Origin of the sequence: Streptomyces solicavernae (genome assembly GCF_029968095.1) — a bacterium.
GTDB lineage: Bacteria > Actinomycetota > Actinomycetes > Streptomycetales > Streptomycetaceae > Streptomyces > Streptomyces solicavernae.
On sequence record NZ_JASCIR010000003.1, the window covers coordinates 115,851 to 136,536 of the forward strand.

Annotated in this window: 17 protein-coding genes; 5 read left to right on the top strand and 12 right to left on the bottom strand. The window is 73.0% G+C overall.

The annotated features are described in order from the left end of the window. Position 1 precedes the first annotated feature (1 nt). Positions 2-217, bottom strand: a complete 216-nt coding sequence (locus QIS99_RS05405; RefSeq protein WP_282511010.1) for a DUF397 domain-containing protein — start codon at positions 215-217, stop codon at positions 2-4. Next, positions 195-1,049, bottom strand: a complete 855-nt coding sequence (locus tag QIS99_RS05410) for a helix-turn-helix domain-containing protein (protein WP_282511013.1) — start codon at positions 1,047-1,049, stop codon at positions 195-197. The genes QIS99_RS05405 and QIS99_RS05410 overlap by 23 nt, the downstream gene beginning before the upstream one ends. 119 nt (positions 1,050-1,168) lie before the next feature. On the opposite strand from QIS99_RS05410, the gene QIS99_RS05415 reads away from it, so the two are divergent. The 3 genes from QIS99_RS05415 (at position 1,169) to QIS99_RS05425 (ending at position 2,239) form a co-directional block, all read left to right on the top strand. Beyond that, on the top strand, positions 1,169-1,381 hold the full coding sequence (locus tag QIS99_RS05415) for a hypothetical protein (RefSeq protein WP_282511016.1): 213 nt from the start codon (positions 1,169-1,171) through the stop codon (positions 1,379-1,381). Further along, entirely contained in the window at positions 1,372-1,890 is a 519-nt protein-coding gene (locus QIS99_RS05420; RefSeq protein WP_282511018.1) for an ATP-binding protein, read from the top strand. Before QIS99_RS05415 ends, QIS99_RS05420 begins: the two co-directional genes overlap by 10 nt. A 127-nt stretch (positions 1,891-2,017) precedes the next feature. Continuing rightward, on the top strand, positions 2,018-2,239 hold the full coding sequence (locus QIS99_RS05425; RefSeq protein WP_282511020.1) for a hypothetical protein: 222 nt from the start codon (positions 2,018-2,020) through the stop codon (positions 2,237-2,239). A gap of 83 nt (positions 2,240-2,322) precedes the next feature. Here QIS99_RS05425 and purH read toward each other — a convergent pair whose 3' ends face one another. Continuing rightward, positions 2,323-3,954 (bottom strand): bifunctional phosphoribosylaminoimidazolecarboxamide formyltransferase/IMP cyclohydrolase, encoded by a 1,632-nt coding sequence (purH, locus tag QIS99_RS05430; protein ID WP_282511406.1) that lies wholly within the window; start codon positions 3,952-3,954, stop codon positions 2,323-2,325. A gap of 11 nt (positions 3,955-3,965) precedes the next feature. Further along, a complete protein-coding gene (purN, locus tag QIS99_RS05435) occupies positions 3,966-4,661 on the bottom strand; it encodes a phosphoribosylglycinamide formyltransferase (RefSeq protein WP_408909487.1) in 696 nt (231 codons plus the stop codon). A gap of 164 nt (positions 4,662-4,825) precedes the next feature. Here purN and QIS99_RS05440 point away from each other — a divergent pair, with 164 nt between their 5' ends. After that, positions 4,826-5,761, top strand: a complete 936-nt coding sequence (locus tag QIS99_RS05440; RefSeq protein WP_282511028.1) for a hypothetical protein — start codon at positions 4,826-4,828, stop codon at positions 5,759-5,761. A 21-nt stretch (positions 5,762-5,782) separates the two neighbouring features. Here QIS99_RS05440 and QIS99_RS05445 read toward each other — a convergent pair whose 3' ends face one another. Further along, positions 5,783-7,414 (bottom strand): cell division protein PerM, encoded by a 1,632-nt coding sequence (locus QIS99_RS05445; RefSeq protein ID WP_282511029.1) that lies wholly within the window; start codon positions 7,412-7,414, stop codon positions 5,783-5,785. Between the two features lie 333 nt (positions 7,415-7,747). On the opposite strand from QIS99_RS05445, the gene QIS99_RS05450 reads away from it, so the two are divergent. After that, entirely contained in the window at positions 7,748-9,040 is a 1,293-nt protein-coding gene (locus QIS99_RS05450) for a helix-turn-helix domain-containing protein (protein ID WP_282511031.1), read from the top strand. Between the two features lie 140 nt (positions 9,041-9,180). On the opposite strand, the gene sucD is transcribed toward QIS99_RS05450, so the two are convergent. From sucD to QIS99_RS05485, 7 genes are all read right to left on the bottom strand, one after another. Continuing rightward, positions 9,181-10,065 (bottom strand): succinate--CoA ligase subunit alpha, encoded by an 885-nt coding sequence (sucD, locus tag QIS99_RS05455; protein WP_282511032.1) that lies wholly within the window; start codon positions 10,063-10,065, stop codon positions 9,181-9,183. 22 nt (positions 10,066-10,087) lie between these two features. Continuing rightward, positions 10,088-11,266 (bottom strand): ADP-forming succinate--CoA ligase subunit beta, encoded by a 1,179-nt coding sequence (sucC, locus tag QIS99_RS05460; RefSeq protein WP_282511034.1) that lies wholly within the window; start codon positions 11,264-11,266, stop codon positions 10,088-10,090. Positions 11,267-12,366: 1,100 nt separating this feature from the next. After that, positions 12,367-13,752, bottom strand: coding sequence for a hypothetical protein (locus QIS99_RS05465; RefSeq protein ID WP_282511036.1), 1,386 nt, complete (start codon positions 13,750-13,752; stop codon positions 12,367-12,369). A 117-nt stretch (positions 13,753-13,869) separates the two neighbouring features. After that, the gene (locus QIS99_RS05470) at positions 13,870-14,982 is read right to left on the bottom strand and encodes a hypothetical protein (protein WP_282511037.1); all 1,113 of its coding nucleotides are present in this window, start codon (positions 14,980-14,982) and stop codon (positions 13,870-13,872) included. A gap of 196 nt (positions 14,983-15,178) precedes the next feature. Next, positions 15,179-16,441: a VWA domain-containing protein gene (locus QIS99_RS05475; protein WP_408909488.1), complete on the bottom strand. Its 1,263-nt coding sequence runs from the start codon at positions 16,439-16,441 to the stop codon at positions 15,179-15,181. After that, a complete protein-coding gene (locus QIS99_RS05480; RefSeq protein WP_282511407.1) occupies positions 16,438-19,197 on the bottom strand; it encodes a DUF5682 family protein in 2,760 nt (919 codons plus the stop codon). The genes QIS99_RS05475 and QIS99_RS05480 overlap by 4 nt, the downstream gene beginning before the upstream one ends. Before the next feature lie 41 nt (positions 19,198-19,238). Next, positions 19,239-20,387 (bottom strand): ATP-binding protein, encoded by a 1,149-nt coding sequence (locus QIS99_RS05485; protein WP_282511039.1) that lies wholly within the window; start codon positions 20,385-20,387, stop codon positions 19,239-19,241. Between the last annotated feature and the right edge of the window lie 299 nt (positions 20,388-20,686).

Sequence of the window (20,686 nt, forward strand, 5' to 3'; positions counted from 1 at the left end):
GCTAAGGCAGTTCAGGACCCCGGAGCTCGTGGACGAACGCCCCCCAAGCGGCGGCGGGAAACACGAGCACGGGGCCTTCGGCGTTCTTGGAGTCCCGGACGGGGACGAGACCGGGGAGGTCGTCGCGGACCTCCAGGCAGTCGGCACCATCGGGGTTGCTGTAGCTGGACTTACGCCACGCGACCGCGTTCAGGTCAATCCCCTTGCTGCGCGTCATCTTTGTAGGTCCTCGCTACTTCTTCGATCAGGTCAAGGGACGCCTCTGGCGGAAGCGCGACGGCCCGCAGCAGATCGTACCTACGACGGTACTCCTTGACGGTGGCCGGATAATCGACGATCCGCCCGTCGAAGTCGGTCTCCGTCCACACCAGCGGTGGGGCGTCCGAGAAGGTCATCACCTTGACCATGCCGTGCATCAAGGGGTGCCAGGGAGCCGTTTCCGGCACGACCTGCAGAACGCTCCGCGAGAACCGAATCACGTCGAGAATGTGCTCCAACTGGTCAGCCATCACAGCCGCAGGCAACGGCGTCTTCCGGATGACCGACTCCCGCAGGATTCCCCAATACGTGGGCCGGTCCTCGCGATTCCACAGCTCCGCTCGCGCAATCCGCGCGCGAACACGTTCGTCAACCGTTCTCAGCGGCGTCAACGGCACCGAGTAGCGCATCTGCCCCCGCATGTACGGCTCGGTCTGAAGAAGGCCAGGGATGCTGAACGGGCCCCACTCCTCCAGAGTCTCCGCTCGATTCTCCAGCTCAGGTACTTCGACGAAGTACAGCGGATGCCCAGCCTGCCGCGCCTTGGCCGCATCTTCGCAACGCCGCTCGAAAAACCCGTCCGTCCGAAGCACTTTGTCCACATGCCGCGCCAGATCCTCCGGCATCCGCCGCTCACCGCGTTCGATCTGGCTCAGGAAAGAGATGCCCCGGTAGCTCCCCTCCACCAGCTGCTCAAGCGTCAGCCCCGCCGCCTCGCGGTGAAAGCGCAACTCGGCGCCGTAAAAGCACGACACGCTCGCCGAAGCGTCGGTGTCCTTACGTGGAGGCACAACTACCCACCGCCCTTTACCAGTTGCCCTGCGCAACCCGAACCCCTTCAACCGTACGCAACACCACGCCACGCTGTGAGGGATTCGTCACACACCGCACACACACGGAAAGGCGCCCCATGGCCATGGACATGGACATCGACGACTGCGTGGACCAACTCCGCACCGCCCTCGCCGCCCACGGCATCACCCTGCCGTCGCTCGGCGTCGACCTGCCCACCTTCGCCGCGCAGCTCCCCCTGCGGCCCCTCGTAGCGCTCGGGAACTGCAACACCGCCACCGTCCGAGCCCTCACCGACGTACTCAACAAAGCGAGCACGCCGTGCGACTGATCCTCGAAATGCCCGCGCAGGCGAAAGCGGTGGCGGAAGTGCGGCGCGCCGTACGCGAGCGCCTGGGCGAAGCGGGCGCCGAAGTCGAACTCTGTGTCAGCGAGTTACTGTCCAACGTGGTCCAACACGTAGGCGAAGGCACCCCCGTGACCGTCGACGTGAGCCCGACCCGCGTGGCGGTCACCGATCCGGACCCGCACCGGCTGCCCGTACCCCCGCAACACGAAGACCCCGGCGCCGAGTCGGGCCGGGGTCTGGCGCTGCTGGCCGCCGTGTCGGCGCGCTGGGGCGTGACACGGCGGCCGGACGGCAAGACGGTGTGGTGCGAGCTGCTGCCGGACGGGCAGCAGACAGAACTGGACCGGAAGGGCGAAGATGCACGCCGGTGGGTGTCGCCGGAACGACCGCACACGCCAGCCCCGCTCAGCCGGCGCGGGCCGAGGCCACCGCTGCTGCCCCCACAATCACCCGGGCTGAGGCCACCCGGCAGCTCTCGGCTAACCTGCTGAAGTACGAGAGCGGCCGCTTCAACACGCAGGAGCAGGCCGAACTTCAGGCCATCGCTGACCGCCGCAGGCGTCGACGCGCCCGGCGCCCTTCGCACCGGGGGCTGCCCCTGGAAGACAAGGAAGCACCGTGCCCACTCCACATGACGCGAAGCGGCCTGAGGCTCCGAATCTACCGGTCTGGGTGACCGTCCCGGTCGCCTTCCTCGTCGCGTTCGCCCTGGGCGAGTTCTACGATTTCGCCTGGTGGCAGCGGATCGTGGCCGTTGTCCTCACCGCGCTCGCCCTCGAAGCCGTGAACCAGGCCGTACGCCGCGGCACGCGGCGCGGACACGCGGGCAACCGCGTCTGAGGACTCGCGGCACACACTCGGAAATCACGGCGGCCCGCCGGCGCCAAGCGCGCCGGCGGGCCGCCGACCGTTTCACCACCGGCTCAGTGGAAGAAGTGCCGAGTCCCCGTGAAGTACATCGTCACGCCCGCCTTCTTCGCCGCCTCCACGACCTGCTCGTCGCGGACCGAACCGCCCGGCTGGACCACGGCCTTGACGCCCGCGGCCGTAAGGATCTCCAGGCCGTCGGGGAACGGGAAGAACGCGTCGGACGCGGCGTACGAACCGGTCGCGCGCTCCTCGCCCGCGCGCTCCACGGCGAGCTTCGCCGAGTCGACGCGGTTGACCTGGCCCATGCCGACGCCGACCGAGGCGCCGTCGTTGGCGAGCAGGATCGCGTTGGACTTCACGGCACGGCAGGCGCGCCAGGCGAAGGCCAGTTCCTTCAGTTCCGAGTCGGACAGCGCCTCACCGGTCGCGAGCGTCCAGTTCGCCGGGTCGTCGCCCTCGGCCTGCAGCGTGTCCGTGATCTGGGCGAGGCCGCCGCCGTCGATCGGCTTGAACTCGGAGACCAGCTCGGGCGCTTCGGGGCAGCGCAGGACACGGATGTTCTTCTTGCGGGCAAGCACCTCGACCGCGCCGTCCTCGTAGTCCGGCGCCACGATGACCTCGGTGAAGATCTCCGCGACCTGCTCGGCCATCGCGACGGAGACCGGGCGGTTGACGGCGATCACACCGCCGAACGCGGACAGCGGGTCGCAGGCGTGCGCCTTGCGGTGCGCCTCGGCGACGTCCGCGCCGATCGCGATCCCGCACGGGTTGGCGTGCTTGATGATCGCCACGGCCGGCTCGGCGTGGTCGTACGCGGCCCGGCGCGCGGCGTCGGTGTCCGTGTAGTTGTTGTACGACATCTCCTTGCCGTGCAGCTGCTCGGCACTCGCGAGACCGCCGCAGCCGCCGCCCGCGGCGGAGCCGCTGGTAGACACATAGAGGGCGGCCGCCTGGTGCGGGTTCTCGCCGTAGCGGAGGACGTTCTTGCGCTCGTACGTGACACCGAGGAAGGACGGGAACTCCTCGCCCGAGCCCTCGGCCGCGTAGTCGGCGGCGAACCAGGAGGCCACGGCCACGTCGTACTCGGCGGTGTGGCGGAAGGCCTCGGCGGCGAGGCGCTTGCGGGCGGCCAGGTCGAACCCGCCCTCCTTGGCGGCGGCGAGCACGTCCGCGTACCGCTCGGGGCTGGTGACGACCGCGACCGAGGGGTGATTCTTGGCGGCGGCGCGGACCATCGAGGGGCCGCCGATGTCGATCTGCTCGACGCACTCGTCGGGCGAGGCGCCGGAGGCGACGGTCTGCGTGAACGGGTAGAGGTTCACGACGACCAGGTCGAAGGGCTCCACGCCGAGCTCGGCGAGCTGTTCGCGGTGGGAGTCGAGGCGCAGGTCGGCGAGGATCCCGGCGTGCACGCGCGGGTGCAGCGTCTTGACCCGGCCGTCCAGGCACTCGGGGAAGCCGGTCAGCTCCTCGACCTTGGTGACCGGCGCCCCGGCGGCGGCGATCTTCGCGGCGGTGGAGCCGGTGGAGACGAGCTGGACGCCCGCCTCGTGCAGCCCGAGGGCCAGCTCTTCCAGGCCGGTCTTGTCATAGACGCTGATGAGAGCCCTGCGGATGGGGCGCGGACCTTCTGCGGTCGTACCTGCTGCGGCCGTACCTGCTGCGGCCGTACCTTCGGCGGTCATACCTTCGGCGGTCACGGGATGGAAACCTTTCGTCCCTCAATGCGGTAGCCGTGCCGGGCCAGACGCCCCACGACCTCGACGAGCAGCTGGCGCTCGACTTCCTTGATGCGCTCGTGGAGCGCGGCGCCACCGTCCGCGTGGTCCTCGTCCCGGACCTCGACCACGCTCTGCGCGATGATCGGCCCGGTGTCGACGCCGTCGTCGACGAAGTGGACGGTGCAGCCGGTGACCTTCGCGCCGTACGCGAGCGCGTCCCGCACGCCGTGGGCGCCGGGGAAGCTGGGCAGCAGCGCGGGGTGGGTGTTCACGGTCCGCCCGCCGAAGCGCGCGAGGAACTCCTTGCCCACGATCTTCATGAACCCGGCGGAGATCACCAGGTCGGGCTCGTACGCGGCGACGGCCTCGGCGAGCGCCCGGTCCCACTCCTCGCGCGTGGGGTGGTCCTGCACCCGGCACACGAAGGTCGGCAGGCCCACGCTCTCGGCCCGTTCCAGACCGGCGATCCCGCCTCGGTCGGCGCCCACGGCGACGATCTCGGCGCCGTAGGCGGCGCTGCCCACGGCCTCGATGGCGTCGATCAGCGCCTGCAGATTGGTACCGGACCCGGAGACGAGCACGACGAGGCGCTTCGGGGCGGCGGGAGATGAGGCCACGACGGGGCCCTTTCCTGGCTTGCTCGGCTTTGTGCGGTCGTACGAATGCTTCATGTCCCCCAATACGGGGAACTCTACGAAGCGCTCGACCGTCAGCAACGATACCGGCACACGTTGCGGCCCCCACGGGACGGGGACCCGGCCGGAAGGTAGCGTCTGCTAAGCAAGCGCTACGCATGCCCTGTTTCGGGCCTCAACTAGGGGAAGACACACACCAGATGCCGGACCGACTGCCCACGCCCCCGTCCTCGCCTCAGCAGGACCCGCCCGACGACGGGTCCCGGCAAGGTGTGGGCCCGGACACGGAGAGCAACGGCTCCGGCGAGTCGGAATACGCGAACCCCGCGAACCGCGCGAACCCCGCGAACCGCGCGGACCCCGCGGACCCCGCGGACCCCGCGAACCGCGCGAACCGCGCGGACAACCCCTTCGCCCCGCCGCCCGAGGGCAGCCCGGACCGCCCGTGGCAGCCGCGGCAGCAGGACAACGGCGATCGGCGGGGCGATCAGCGAGGCGATCAGCAGGGCGATCAGCGGGGCGGCCAAGGCGGCGGCAGCCGCTGGAGCAGCCGCCAGCCGGGGCGTTCCTCCGGCCCGTTCGGCCAGCGGCCCGGCGAGTCCGACGGCCAGGGCGGTCCCGGCGGTCCCGGCGGCCAGGGCGGTTCGGGCGGCGGGCTGCGCTGGGACCCGACGGACCCGGTCCAGCGCCGCGCGCGGTACGCGCTGCTCGCCGGTATGTGGGGCTTCTTCTTCGCCCTGTTCTCCTGGCCGTACGTGGCGCTGCTGCTCGGCGCGCTCGCGCTGTACTGGTCGATCGGCTCGCTGCGCGGGCACCCGGCGGGGGACGGGAAGGACGGCAAGGGCAGCCAGGGTGGCAAGGACGGCCAGGACGCCAAGGACCGGAAGCCCGAGCGGGCCGCTCCCCCGGCGGCCGGCGCGGGCGCGGGGAAGCCGCAGCGGACGGCGGCGGTCAGCGGCCTGGTCACCGGATCCCTTGCGCTCGCCATGGTCGCGGCCACGTTCACGGCGCAGATCGTCTACCGCGACTACTTCACCTGCGTCAACGACGCCCTGACGACCACGGCCGAGAAGTCCTGCGAGAACCTCCTCCCGGAGCAGCTCCGCCCGTTCCTCGGCACGCCCGAGGAGGAGTAGCACCCGCGGGGTCGTCGCCGGTCAGCGGCTTTCCGGGTCCGGCCCCGGCCCCGGTCGTACGGTGAAGTCGTACGGCTCGAAGCCGGGGGCCGAACTCCCCTCCCGCGTACCGGACTTGGCGCGCCAGGGTGTCCACCACCTGCGACGGCCGACCGCCACGGGTCCGGCCTGCTGGTCGTCCTGCCGGTCGTTTTGCTGCTCGCCCTGCGGGTCGTCCTGCCGGTCGTTTTGCTGCTCGCCCTGCGGGTCGTCCTGCCGGTCGCGGCGGCGCCACAGCCGTACGCGGGGCACGTTCACGCGCGGCAGCCGGACCCAGCCCGGCGTACGGACCCAGCCCGGCCGGCGCGGGGCCCGCAGCCGTACGCCCTTGACCCGGCCCCACAGGTCCCGCGCCCGCCGGCTCCGTACGCGCCAGGCCCGCAGGCCCAGGGCGACCGGGGTGCCGAGCAGACCCGCCCAGAGCAGCGCCGCGCCACCCGTCCGCCACCACACCGGGCCGAAGTCCGCGAGCGCCCCGCCGCCCAGCGGGCCGCCCGCGAGCGCCGCGAGCAGGGCCAGGGCGAGGCCGCACAGCACCGCCGCGAGCCCCGCCGTCAGCGCCGTCTCACCCCGCGACCAGGCCCGGTCCGGCATGGACTTCGGCGCCGCCGCGCGGGCCGTGAACCAGCCGACGGTGAGCCCGCACACCCCGCCGACCGCGCACGCCGCCCAGGTCAGCGGCGTACCGGTACCGGCGTCCGGGATCGCGGCGAGCAGCGGGAAGGGCGGAAGCAGCGGGTCCGTGGGCGCCCCTCCGGGCCAGGCCACGCCGCCCGCGCCGAGCGTGAAGCCGGGCCCGAGCCCGTAGGAGGCACCCCACACCGCCGCGTTGGGCACCAGCGCGATGGCGAGCAGCAGCACCGCGACCCGCCCCGACCACAGGTCGCTCAGCTGCAGATACGTGGTCTGCGAGGCCTGAGCGTGCACGGCGAGCGAGACCCCGACGAGCAGCGCGCCGCCGCCCACCAGCACCAGCACCCCGGCCGCGGCCGCCCGGAACGCGGGACCGGGGTGGGGGCGGCCCGCCCCGTCAGGCCGCGGCTCCGGCGCGTGGAGGCGGCGGAGCGGTGCGGGCAGCGGGCCGCGCGGGCGGCCGTACGCGTTCCACACCCCGGCGGCCGCGCCCAGGAGCGCGAGGGCCGTGAGGTGCAGCGCGGCGCTCAGCGGGTCCGCGCGCAGCGGGCCGTCCGTCGCGAAGAGCGTGGCGAGCGCGCCGACCGCCAGATACCCGCCGACGACCCCGCCGAGCGCGCCGCGCGGCCGGTCCGCCGTGTCCGCGGCGTCGCGGCCCGCGCGGTGCAGGAGCAACGCGGGCACCGCGACGAGGAGCAGCGGGGTGACGCCGAGCGGCGCCGGGCCGCCTGCGAGGGTGTCGGCCCTGACCAGGTCGGCGCCGTGGGCGAGCAGCCACATCGCGGCCGCCACGTGCAGCGCGTCGTCCGGCCCGCTGCCCGGGTACGGGGAGCTGATCCACCCGGCCATCACCAGGACGGCGAACGCGCCGAGTCCGAGCCCGGCCGCGACGGCGCCGCCGACCACCGCGCCGACGAGCGCGGACGTTCTGCGCCACCGCCCGCTGCGCGCGAGACCGCCGAGCACGGCGGACGGCGGCACCCCGGCGGCCCGCGCTCCGGCTGAGGAACGGGGCGCGGAGGAACGGGGCGCTGAGGAACGGGGCGCTGAGGAACGGGGCGCGGAGGAACGGGGCGACGAGCTGCGGGGCGACGAGGAACGGGGCGACGAGCTGCGGTCGGTGGGGTGCGTCACGCCCGCCATGCTCCCAACGACACGCGCTTCCTCGTCGTAACAGGCGAATACACGCAGTGTCGCCCAATATACGTTTATGTACTTTTTCGTACGGCATTGGGCTGCACGCGCCACGGCGGTCCGCCTTGCGAACGACGACCCTGACGACGGTGCTACGGCCCACGGTGTGGAGAGTCCGACATGACCCAGAGCCCCGCCACCCCGCTGCCGTCCCCCAAGGAGTGCCGACGGCTGCGGGAGGCGCAGGATCTGACGCAGGCACAGGTCGCCGCGAAAGTCGGCGTCACCCGCGAGACGGTGAGGTCCTGGGAGACCGGCCGTACCACCCCCAGAGGCAGCAAGCGCGCAGCATACGCCCGCCTGCTCGCCGCCGCCCCGGCCCGCACCCGGCCGCCGGGCGCCTCGTCCAAGGGCCGCTCGGGCGCGTCACGTACGGCGAAGTCAACCGGCACCGGTAAGGCCCGCGGCTCGAAGGCGGCGAGCAGGAGCAGCACCGACGCACGTCCGGCCGCCTCGGACACCGACGCCCCGGAAAGCCGGACTGCGGAGGCGGTGGCCCTGGAGACGGCGACGCCGGAAGCAGTGGTCCCGGAAGCAGTGGCCCCGGACACGGTGGTCCCGGAAACGGCCGAGCCCGAACCACCCGAAAGCGCCACCGACTCGGCCCGCGGCGCCCGCCTCACCCCCGACCAGGCGTTCGACGCCCTGTATGCGTTCACCTCCCCCGCCCTCGTACGCCAGACGTATCTGCTCACCGGGCGGCGGGCGCTCGCGAAGGAGGCGGTGGAGCGGGCGTTTCAGCAGGCCTGGGAGCGATGGCCGGAAGTGGCCGTCGACCGGGACCCGGTGGGGTGGGTGCGGGCGGCCGCGTACGAGTACGCGCTCTCGCCCTGGCACCGGCTGCGGCGCAGGCACCGGCAGCCGGAGGCCCCGCCCGCCGAGGCCGAGGACCGCAAGCTGCTCGACACCCTGCTCAGCCTGCCCACCCCGTACCGCCGGACGCTGGTCCTCTACGACGGCGTCGGGCTCGACCTGCCGGAGACCGCCGCCGAGACGGAGGCCTCCACTCCGGCCGCCGCGCACCGGCTCCTGCACGCCCGCGAGGCCGTCGCCGGGCGGCTGCCCGAATTGTCCGAGCCGACCGAACTCCAGCGCAGGCTGGACGAGCTGGCGCGGGCGGAGAAGCTCGGCGCCGGTCCCGCCACCGTCGTACGACAGGGCGGTGAGCACCGCTCTCGGTTCTGGACGCGGGCCGCGATCGCGTTCACGGCGCTCATCATCGGCGCCTCCGCGCTCGCACTCGCCACGTCGCCGCGGCAGTACGAGCCGGTGCCCGCGCCCGGTGCGCCGATCAGCGGGGTGCCGCCGCGGATGGGCCCCGGGCCGCTCACCGAGCAGGACAAATGGCTGCGGCAGAAGCTGCAGGCCGAGCCGGGGAACGGGCCGCAGCGGCTGGCCCCCCTGCTGGAGTGACGCCGTTCGGGTACGCGCGCGGGCCCGCACCCCCGGCAGGAGGGGTGCGGGCCCGCGTACGTACAGCGCTGGTCAGCCGTTGGCGCTGGTCAGCCGTTGGCGCTGGTCAGCCGTTGGCGCTGGTCAGCCGTTGGCGCTGGTCAGCCATTGAGGATGGCGCGCGCCAGCTTGGCCGTCTCGGTCGGGGTCTTGCCGACCTTGACGCCCGCGGCCTCCAGGGCCTCCTTCTTGGCCTGCGCGGTGCCGGAGGAGCCGGAGACGATGGCGCCGGCGTGGCCCATGGTCTTGCCCTCGGGCGCCGTGAAGCCCGCGACGTAGCCGACGACCGGCTTGGTCACGTTGGCCTTGATGTAGTCGGCCGCGCGCTCCTCGGCGTCGCCGCCGATCTCGCCGATCATCACGATCAGGTCGGTGTCGGGGTCGGCCTCGAACGCCTCCAGGGCGTCGATGTGCGTCGTACCGATGACCGGGTCGCCACCGATGCCGACGGCGGAGCTGAAGCCGATGTCACGGAGCTCGTACATCATCTGGTACGTCAGCGTGCCGGACTTCGAGACCAGGCCGATGCGGCCCGGCTTCGTGATGTCGCCCGGGATGATGCCGGCGTTGGACTGGCCCGGCGTGATGAGGCCGGGGCAGTTCGGGCCGATGATGCGGGTCTTGTTGCCCTTGGCCTTCGCGTACGCCCAGAAGGCGGCGGAGTCGTGGACGGCGATGCCCTCGGTGATGACCACGGCGAGGGGGATCTCGGCGTCGATGGCCTCGACGACGGCGGCCTTGGAGAAGGCCGGGGGCACGAAGAGGACGGAGACGTTGGCGCCCGTCTTCTCCATGGCCTCCTTGACCGAACCGAAGACCGGTACGGAGGTGCCGTCGAAGTCGACCTCGGTGCCGGCCTTGCGCGGGTTCACGCCGCCGACGATGTTGGTGCCGTCACCGAGCATGAGCTTGGTGTGCTTCATGCCGGTGGCGCCGGTCATGCCCTGGACGATGACCTTGCTGTCCTTGTTGAGGAAGATAGCCATGGTGGTCTCTTAACCTCTTCCCTTACTTCGCGGCCGCGAGCTCGGCGGCCTTGTCGGCCGCGCCGTCCATGGTGTCCACGCGCTGCACCAGCGGGTGGTTGGCGTCGCTGAGGATCTTGCGACCCAGCTCCGCGTTGTTGCCGTCGAGGCGCACGACCAGCGGCTTGGTGACCTCTTCGCCCTTGGACTTGAGGAGCGCCAGGGCCTGCACGATGCCGTTGGCGACCTCGTCACAGGCGGTGATGCCACCGAAGACGTTGACGAACACGGACTTGACGTCCGGGTCGCCGAGGATGATCTCCAGGCCGTTCGCCATGACCTCTGCGGAGGCGCCGCCACCGATGTCGAGGAAGTTGGCGGGCTTGACGTTGTTGTGCGCCTCACCGGCGTACGCGACGACGTCCAGGGTCGACATGACCAGGCCGGCGCCGTTGCCGATGATGCCGACCTCGCCGTCGAGCTTCACGTAGTTGAGGCCCTTGGCCTTGGCCGCAGCTTCGAGCGGGTTGGCTGCGTCCTTGTCCTCAAGCGCCTCGTGCTCGGGCTGACGGAAGTCGGCGTTCGCGTCGAGCGACACCTTGCCGTCCAGGGCCAGGATGTCGCCGGAGGCGACCTTGGCCAGCGGGTTCACCTCGACGAGGAGGGCGTCCTCGGCGACGAAGGTGTCCCACAGGGTCACCATGACCTCGGCGACCTTCTCGGCCACGGCCTCCGGGAACTTCGCCTGGGCGACGATCTGGCGGGCCTTCTCGATGGTGACGCCCTCGTTGGAGTCGACCGGAACCTTGGCCAGGGCCTCGGGGGTCTTCTCGGCGACTTCCTCGATGTCCATGCCACCCTGCACCGACGCCATGGCCAGGAAGGTGCGGTTGGTGCGGTCGAGGAGGTACGAGACGTAGTACTCCTCAAGGATCTCGGGAGCCGTCTCGGCGATCATCACCTTGTGGACCGTGTGGCCCTTGATGTCCATGCCGAGGATGTCCGTCGCGCGGGCGACGGCCTCGTCGGGGGTGGCGGCGAGCTTGACGCCACCGGCCTTGCCGCGGCCGCCGACCTTCACCTGCGCCTTGACGACGGACTTGCCGCCAAGCCGCTCGGTCGCCTCGCGGGCCGCCTCAGGCGTGTCGATGACTTCACCGGCCAGCACCGGTACACCGTGCTTGGCGAAGAGGTCCCTCGCCTGGTACTCGAACAGGTCCACGCGCGTCCGTCCCTTTTCAGTGGTATCGCGTCGATCGCGGCGGCAGTCACTTCCGTTGATGTGCTGTCGCTTCGCGTTCTGTCACGTTCGTTTTCTGCGTGGGCGTGCCGCGAAGGGCAACGTGACTGCGCTGTCACTGAGGGAGGCGTGCACGGTGTCCGTGGACGCGGCATGTCCGTCTCGCAGGTTATCGCCGTGGGACGTAGGTCCCTAAATCGCAGATCACACTCCGGCGGTGATTACGGTCACAGACGGGGGTGCGGAGGTGGGCGTTACGGGGGCGGGGAGGTGGGCAGGGAGGGGTGCGTTACGGGGGCGGGACGGGGGCGGGGAGGTGGGCAGGGAGGGGTGCGTTACGGGGGCGGGGACGGGGGCGGGACTGGGGCGTTACGGGGGCGGCGCAGCGGCCACGGAAAGCGGGCCGAGTGGCGCTGCGCTTGGCCTCCGGGGTCCTGGTCGGGGCTGCGTTCGGGCTCCGTTCGGGGTCCGTTCGGGGTCCGTTCGGGGCTCCGTCGGGCTCCGGTTCGGGGCTCCGTTCGGGGTCCGTTCGGGGCTCCGTTCGGGGTCCGTTCGGGGCTCCGTCGGGCTCCGGTTCGGGGCTCCGTTCGGGGTCCGTTCGGGGCTCCGTCGGGGTCCGGTTCGGGGCTCCGTACGGGGTCCGTTCGGGGCTCCGTCGGGGTCCGGTTCGGGGCTCCGTACGGGGTCCGTTCGGGGCTCCGTCGGGCTCCGGAGGTCCGCGCGTGGCGCGCTGCTCGGTCGACCCGCCGTCTGAGTGGTGCTTGACGGGTACGGCGGTCCTGTCGGGGAGACGGAGGCCGGCTGTGCTGGTGCGGCGGTCCCGTCGGGGAGACGGAGGCCGGCTGTGCTGGTGCGGCGGTCCCGTCGGGGAGACGGAGGCCGGCTGTGCTGGTGCGGCGGTCCCGTCGGGGAGACGGAGGCCGCACCGGCACGGCTGTCCCTGTCGGGGAGACGGAGGCCGGCTGTGCTGGTGCGGCGGTCCCGTCGGGGAGACGGAGGCCGCACCGGCACGGCTGTCCCTGTCGGGGAGACAGGGACCCGGCCGTGCCGGTGCGGGGGTGGGGCTGAGCCCCGGCCTCGGATCAGAGGCCCGCGACGAAGCCGGGCGTGATGGACGAGACGGTGTTCTGGACGCCGGACACGGCGTTGCCCAGGAGCGAGCCGCCGTCCTCGGTGACCGTGCCGGTCAGGTCCTGCACGAGGGGCTGGACCTCGCCGGTGACGTTCTGCGTCAGGCCGGTGACGCTGCCGCCGACGCCCTGACCCAGGGTCGTCACCTCGTCGGCGATGCCACCGACGGCCGGCTTCGCGTCCTCCACGACGGCGCCCGCGATCGGCTGCACCTCACCGACGACTCCGGCCGCGAACGGCTGCACGTCGGTGGTCACGTCCTGGACCAGCACCCCGGCGTCGGACTTGGCCTGGCCGGCGACCGGCACGGCCGACTTGAGCGCGGCGTGCACGAGCGGGGGCAGGACGGCCTGCGAGGTCTCGTCCACGATCGGCGAGGCCTGGGCCAGTACACCCTGGGCCGCACCCGGGGCCTGGGCTGCGACCTGCTGGGCGTGGCCCTGGACCCGGACACCGGCGTCCTGGACCTGGGCACCGGCACCCTGGACCCGCTCCTGGACCTGGGCGCGGGCGCCCTGAACCTGGTCCTGGACCTGGCCCGGGGCCTGCGCGGCCAGCTCGGGGGCGAAGGCGGCGAGCGGGCCGAAGAGGTAGTCGACCTGGCCCTGGGCGTCGGCGACGTGGCCGCGGGCCTGGTCGACGTGACCCTGGACGTGACCCTGGACGTGGCCCGCCGCCTGGCCGAGGTGGCCCTGCGCGTGGCCGACGTGGCCCTGGACGTGGCCCTTCACCTCGCCGAGGTGGCCCTGCGCGTGGCCGACGTGGCCCTGGACGTGGCCCTTCACCTCGCCGAGGTGGCCCTGCGCGTGGCCGACGTGACCCTGCGCCTGGCCCTTCACCTCGCCGAGGTCCGGGGTGCCGACGGCCGGGATGGCGCCGTACGCCGGGAGCTCGCCGTCGACGTGCTGGCGGGCCTGGTCCACGGCGCCCCTGACGTCGCCGTAGGCCGCGTCCTTGACGTCGCCTGCCTGGTCGGCGGCGCCCTTGACCTGGCCGGCCGCGCCCTTGACCTTGGCGGTCTCGCCCTTGACCTGGCCCGCGGCACCCTTCGCCTGGGCAGCCGCCGACTCGGCCTGGCCGGTGACGCCGTCGACGGCGTCACCCGCGTCGACGCCCACGGCAACGGAGACACCGCCGACCGCGTCCTGGACATCCTTGACCGCGTCGACGTCCACGTCCGGGGTGCTGATCGGCAGCGAGGAGGCGGGCAGCTCGGCGGCGTTGGCGCCCGCGGCGCCCATCGCGATGACGCTGGTGGCGCCCGCGGCTATGACGACGGAGCGGCGCAGGTTCCGGCTGGTGGTCACGGCTTTGCTGGGCTTGCTGTGCTTGCTCATGCTTGCGTCGATTCCTTCGGATTCGAGGGGGTCGGAGCGCATAGGGAAGGAAGCGCTCCGGATGGGCAGACCTGTCCCGCCCCCGCGCGGCAGGTCCAAGGCGGGGGAAGGCCTGCCCTAACCCGGGAATTCGAGGATGTCGCGGTGCCGGTCGCGTGTCGGGTAGTACGCCGCGGCCGAGCCCGCACCGGCCACGAGCCGGAACGCGGGTGCCCCCGAGGCGGCCGCCGCATGCAGCTCGCCGTGGCGCTGCGCACCACTGTCGGACGCCGACTGCCCGGCCATACCGTGCGGCCCCCGCGGGAGGTCGGACGGCAACTGCGGCTGCGGCCGCCGCGCGTCCCGGCCCGCGGGGTCGTGCGCGAAGTGGCCGGTCACCGCGAGGGCGAGGACGCCGGTCCGCCGGTCCCGCAGCTGGTACGCGGAGTCCGGCCGCGCCGCGTGCTGCTCGTCGTCGGCCCGCGTGCCGGGTGCGCCCTGCTGCGGAACGGTGCGGTCCGGTGCGGGGCGCACGGTGTCACCGACCGGCCCGTGCTCGCCGAGGTCCGGCCAGGAGGGTCGGGGGAACGGCGATTCGGGCAGCCTCCGCGCGGCCTGCTCGGCCAGCGCACCGAGCGGATTCGCGACCGTACGGGTCAACTCCCGCGTGACGGCCCGGGTGAGGGACACGGTCGCGGAGGACACGGAGGCCGTGGCTCGGGTTGCAGCTCGGGTTGCGACTTGGGCTGCGGCTCGGGTTGCGGCTTGGGTTGTGGTGGCGGCCGCGGTGGTTGTGGCGGTCGCGGTGGTTGTGGCGGTCGCGGTGGCCATGCTCCGCCGCGCTGCCGGGTCGACGACTCCGCGTCGGGGCTGAGCCTGCCGCGTCTCGACGGCGGGCTGCGCCGCGCCGGTGGACGCGGCGTCGCGGGCCTGCCCGGACTTGTCGGTGTCCGACGGGGGCTTGTCGGTGTCCGACGGGGGCTTGGCCGTGTCCGACGGGGACTTGGCCCTGTCCGACGGGGTCGTGCCGGTGCCGGTGCCGGTGCGAGTGCCGGTGCCGGTGCCCGACGCGTGCGGGGCGCCCACCGCACCGACCGCATCCACCGCCTCCGCCGCCTGCGCCCGGCCGCCGAACAGCAGCCCGAGCGCGAACAGCACGCCCACGAACAGGCCCACGCGCAGCGCACGCCGACCGCCCGCCGAGCGCACCATGCGCTGGGCGGCGGCGGGAAGCGCGGCTGCTGCAGTCAAGTTCGGGAGCCTTCCGGATAGGCGGCGCCCGATCCTTGCATGCGACGGCAGGCGTTGCGCAAGTCCCCTGTGACTGATGAGCACCCATGTCCCGATATGCCCAACGGCGCACCCTCCAGCCAGATTCAGCCACGGTTCACCAAGCGTTCAGGAACAGCCCGGCCCACCGGGCCCCGGGCCCGCCCGAGCAGCGGTTTCAGGCCGCGTCCGGTATCGGCAGTGGCCGCTTCTCGATCGCGGCCGCCATCACCTCCGGGAACAGGTCGGGCGTGCAGGCGAACGCAGGGGCCCCGAGCCCGGCGAGCGCCGCCGCGTGCTCTCGGTCGTACGCGGGCGCCCCCTCGTCGGAGAGCGCGAGCAGCGTCACGAACTGGACGCCCGCCGCCTTCATCGCGGCGGCCCGCTTCAGCATCTCGTTCCGTATCCCGCCTTCGTACAGGTCCGAGATCAGCACCACGACCGTGTCCGCGGGCCTGGTGATCTGCGACTGGCAGTACGCGAGCGCCCGGTTGATGTCCGTGCCCCCGCCGAGCCGGGTGCCGAACAAGACGTCCACCGGGTCGTCCAGTTGGTCGGTCAGGTCGGCGACCGCTGTGTCGAAGACGACCAGCCGCGTCGCGATCGACCGCATCGACGCCAGGACCGCGCCGAACACCGACGCGTACACGACCGAGGCAGCCATCGAACCGGACTGGTCGATGCAGAGGATCACCTCCTTCTTCACGGACCGCGAGGCCCGCCCGTACCCGACCAGCCGTTCCGGCACCACCGTCCCGTACTCCGGCAGGTAGTTCTTCAGGTTGGCGGCGATCGTGCGGTTCCAGTCGATGTCCCGGTGGCGGGGCCTGCTGATGCGCGCGCTGCGGTCGAGCGCGCCGGTCAGCGTCGCGCGCGTACGGGACGCGAGGCGCTTCTCCAGGTCCTCGACGACCTTGCGCACCACGGCACGCGCGGTCTCCTTGGTCGTCTCCGGCATCGCCTGCCTGAGCGAGAGCAGCGTGCCGACCAGCTGCACGTCCGCCTCGACGGCCTCCAGCATCTCCGGTTCGAGCAGCAGCGTGGACAGCCCGAGCCGTTCGATGGCATCGCGCTGCATCACCTGCACCACGGACGACGGGAAGTACCTCCGGATGTCCCCGAGCCAGCGCGCCACCGACGGCGCCGACGCCCCGAGCCCGGCCGAACGGTCCCGGCCCCGCCCCGCCCGGTCGCCCTTGCCGTACAGCGAGCTGAGCGCACCGTCCATCGCCGCGTCCTGCCCCCGCAGCCGACACCCGGTCCCGTCGGCCGCGTCTCCCCCGAGCACGAGCCGCCACCGCCGAAGCCGCTCGTCCGCTGCGTCAGGCGCGTCAGGTGCGTCAGGCGCGTCAGGCGCGTCAGGCGCGTCAGGCGCGTCAGGCGCGTCAGGCGCGTCAGGCGCGTCAGTTGTATCTGGCGCGTCCGTTGCTGTGCCGGTCATACGGTCACCTCCGTGAGGTCGCGGGTGGTGGGGCCCGGAGTGCCCGGAGACTCCGCTCCGGGGTCGAGGCCGGGGCGGGGGTCGGCGTCGGCGTCGGCATCGGCATCGGCGTCGCTGTCGGCGTCGGCGTCGCGGGCGAGGCCGAGGAGTAGCTGCAGCACCGGCAGCACCGCGTCGGCCCGCTCCCGGTCGGGCTCCGCCGCGAATCCGCGTATGCCGGTCGTCTCCGCGATCGCACCGGCCGCGCCACCGGGCCCGCGCCGCACCAACTCCCCGAGCGTGCGCCGCACTCCGGTCTCGTACGCCGAGAACGTACGGCGCAGCAGCGGCAGTACGTCCGTGAACGCCGCGGCCGGCACCGACGTCAGCCAGGCGTCGACCAGGCCGAGCAGCCGGTCGTCGTGGATGAGCAGCATGCCGCCGCCCGTCCCACCGGAGCCCGCGCCGACGAACCCCTCGATCCACGCCGCCGCATCGGCCGGCGCCGCGCCCGCCGACAGTGCGAGCCCCATCAGCCGGGCGGCCTCGCCGTGCTCCAGCTCCCCCTCGTCAAGGAGCAGCCTGACCGCTCTGCCCCGCACCTCCCCCGGCACGGTGTCCCGCCCCCCGAGCCCCCGGAGCACGGTGTGCCAACGGCTGCGTATGCCGGTCGCGCGGTACGCCGCCGTCTCGCCGCCGTCCGGTGGCGTGCCCGGGCCCGACGCGGCCTCGTCCGGCGGCAGCGCGCCCGGGCCGGGCGGGACTTCGTCCGGCGGTGGTGGGCTCGCGGGCGCCTCGGCGAGCAGTCCCACCGCCGCGTGCACGGCCTCCACATGGCCCCTCATTTGCGCCCCGCCGTCCGCGTCCAGCCCGGCGCAGGCCGGCGGCAGGCCGACGAAGACCCGCTCGGCGAGGCCCGCGGCGACCTCGGCGAGGGAACCGGTGTCCGTGCCGCGCACGTCGCCGTAGCGGAGCGAGCGGACCAGCGCGGGCAGGGCCTGGGCGAGGTGGCCGACGTCGTTGTCCAGGGCGGCACGGTCGGCCAGCACCTGCATCACCGTCGGCAGTGCGTCCGGCAGTTCGGCGAGGAGGCAGCGCTCGGCGAGCGCGGTGACGTCGGCGAGCACCGGCGCCGCGATCGCGTCCGACTCGGCCCTCGCGGTGGCCGCCGCGAGCACCGTCGCCCCCCAGATGCCCGCCTCGGCGACCCGGACCGCCAGCTCCGGTTCCCAGCGGAGCCGCCAGCTCTCCCGGAACGTGCCGGTGGAGCCGCGCGCCACCGCCGGCGGTTCGCCCCATCCGATGCCGAGCAGCCGCAACCGGTGCAGGAGGCGGCTGCGCTCCGCGTCGGTGTCCTTGCGCAGATCGAGGTCCAGCTCCCGCTCCAGCGCCTCGGGTTTGAGGCGCAGTCGGCGCTGCGTCCTGGTCAGGTCGCGCTGGAGCGGCACGACCGGCGCCGACTCCGGCACCTCGCCGAGCACATCCCCGACGACCAGCTGGTCGTGCACCAGGGCCAGCGGCACGTCGGAGCCGTCGCACAGCACGGCACGGATCGCGTCGGTGGTCTCCGAGAGGCCGGGCAGGGGCCTGCCCCGCATGACGGCCAGGGTCTCGGCGAGCCGTACAGCCTCGATGACGTGCGCCGACGACACGCCCCTGTCCTCGTCCCTGAGCAGCCCGGCGACCTTGGTCAGCCAGCGCTCCACGGGCCTGTCCGGGGCGCGGAACAGATGCGCGTACCAGCCCGGCGAGGCGATGCCCGCTCCGTATCCGCCTGCCCGGGACAGCCTGCGGTGGGTCCAGGGCACCCAGGTCATGTCGACCTTGGCCTTGGGCAGGCCCTTCAGCAGGGCCCGGTCGGCCGTCACGGTGGTCCTGGCGGCGAGGGCGGGCACGTGCCAGGCGCCGCACACCACCGCCACCTCGTCCCCGAACTCCTTGCGGGCCGAGCGGAGTTGCAGGCGCATGTACGCCTCCCGTACCGCATCGCGCGCATGCCCGCCGTCGCCGTACCGCTCGCGCAGCGCGCCCATCGCCTCGGCGAGCGCGGCGAACGGAGCCAGCGCGTCGCCGCCCGCGTCCCGGTGCTCGACGACGTCCTCCCACCAGCGCTCCGGGTCGTCGTACCCGGCGGTCTCGGCCAGGACCGCGAGGGGATCGATCCGCAGGTTCCGCTCGCCGGTTCCGGCGGCGGGCGGGTTCGAGCCCGCCTCCAGGGGCACTTCGTCGTGGGTTCCCGGCAGCTGCTCTCCCCGCTGCGCTCCCGGTTCCTCCTCCGCGTCCCCTTGCGCGTCTCCTTCCCCGTCCCCTTCCGCGTCCTCTCGCGCGTCCCCTTCCCCGTGCTCTCGCGCGTCCCCTTCCGCGTTCTCTTCCGCGTCCTCTTCCGGCGGCCCGGCCAGGGAGTGCGCGGCCGGCAGGTCGATGAACCGGGCCGGTACGCCGCGCTCCACCGCCCAGCGCAGCGCCACCCACTCCGGTGAGAACTCGGCCAGCGGCCAGAACGCCGAGCGGGCCGGGTCGTCCGTGACGTGTGCCAGGAGCGCCACCGGCGGCCTCATCCCGTCGTCCCCGACCAGCTCCACGAGTGCGTCCGCCTCGGGCGGCCCCTCGATGAGCACGGCACGCGGCGAACGGGCGTCCAGCGCTTCCCTTACGGCACGCGCCGAGCCCGGGCCGTGGTGGCGCACCCCCAACAGCCAGGGCCCGTCGGCCCGTTCGCCACCGTTGTCCTGCGGGGCGCCGCCCTCACCCCCGTGCAAGGCGGCGCCCCTGTCCATGGGCCGGCGGCGGGGGCCCGGCGCCGCTTCCGCGAAGCCGTTCACGCGCTCACCTCCCGGCACGCGCGGTAGAAGTCCTTCCAGCCCTCGCGCTCGCGGACGACCGCCTCCAGGTACTCCTGCCAGACGACCCGGTCGGCGGCCGGATCCCGCACGACCGCGCCGAGAATCCCGGCGGCGACATCGGCCGGCCGCAGGATGCCGTCCCCGAAGTGGGCCGACAGGGCGAGCCCGTTGGTCACGACCGAGATGGCCTCCGCCGTGGAGAGCGTGCCGCTGGGCGACTTCACCTTCGTGCGCCCGTCGGCCGTGACCCCGTCGCGCAGCTCGCGGAAGACGGTGACGACGCGGCGGATCTCGTCGACGCCGTCCGGGACGGCGGGCAGGTCGAGCGAGCGCCCGAGCTGGTCGACCCGGCGGGAGACGATGTCCACCTCCGCCTCGACGCTCTCCGGCAGGGGCAGCACGACCGTGTTGAAGCGGCGGCGCAGCGCGCTCGACAGCTCGTTCACCCCGCGGTCGCGGTCGTTGGCCGTGGCGATCAGGTTGAATCCGCGTACCCCCTGCACCTCCTGCCCCAACTCCGCTATGGGCAGGGTCTTCTCGGACAGGATGGTGATCAGGGTGTCCTGCACGTCCGCCGGGATGCGGGTCAGCTCCTCCACCCGCGCCGTCATCCCCTCGGCCATCGCCCGCATGACGGGGCTGGGCACGAGCGCGTCCCGGCTCGGGCCGTGGGCGAGCAGCTGCGCGTAGTTCCAGCCGTACCGGATCGCCTCTTCCGGCGTGCCTGCCGTGCCCTGGACCAGGAGCGTCGAGTCACCGCTCACGGCGGCCGCCAGGTGCTCGGACACCCAGGTCTTCGCGGTGCCGGGGACACCGAGGAGAAGCAGGGCGCGGTCCGTGGCCAGGGTGGTCACGGCGACCTCGACGATGCGCCGCGGGCCCACGTACTTCGGCGTGATCACCGTGCCGTCCGGCAGCGTGCCGCCCAGCAGATACGTCGCCACGGCCCACGGCGAGAGGCGCCAGCGCGCCGGCCGCGGACGGTCGTCGGCCGCCGCCAGCGCCTTCAGCTCGTCTGCGAACGCGTCCTCGGCGTGCGGCCGCAGCGCTTCCGCACCGTCCGCTCGCAGCGCGCCCGCATCGTCCTTCGTGCCGTTCACGGCGGTGTTGACGGACACAGTCATGGATCCCCCTCCAAATGCGCAGGACTGAGCACCTCGACGTTCACCGGGCCGCGGCCCGAGCTGATCGCCGGTTGTGGTCTCCACCGTGCACCACGCCACTGACAATCGGCCGTCGTTGCTGGTCAGGGGCGAAATGGGGGTGGGCGGAGGGGAGTTGAGGCGGTCGGCCGACCCGGCTTCGACGGAGGCGGGCTTTCCGGTTCCGGCGGACTTTCCCGTTCCGGCTCTCCGGTTCCGCCGGACTGCTCCGTTCCGCCGGACTGCTCCGTTCCGCCGGACTGCTCCGTTCCGCCGGACTG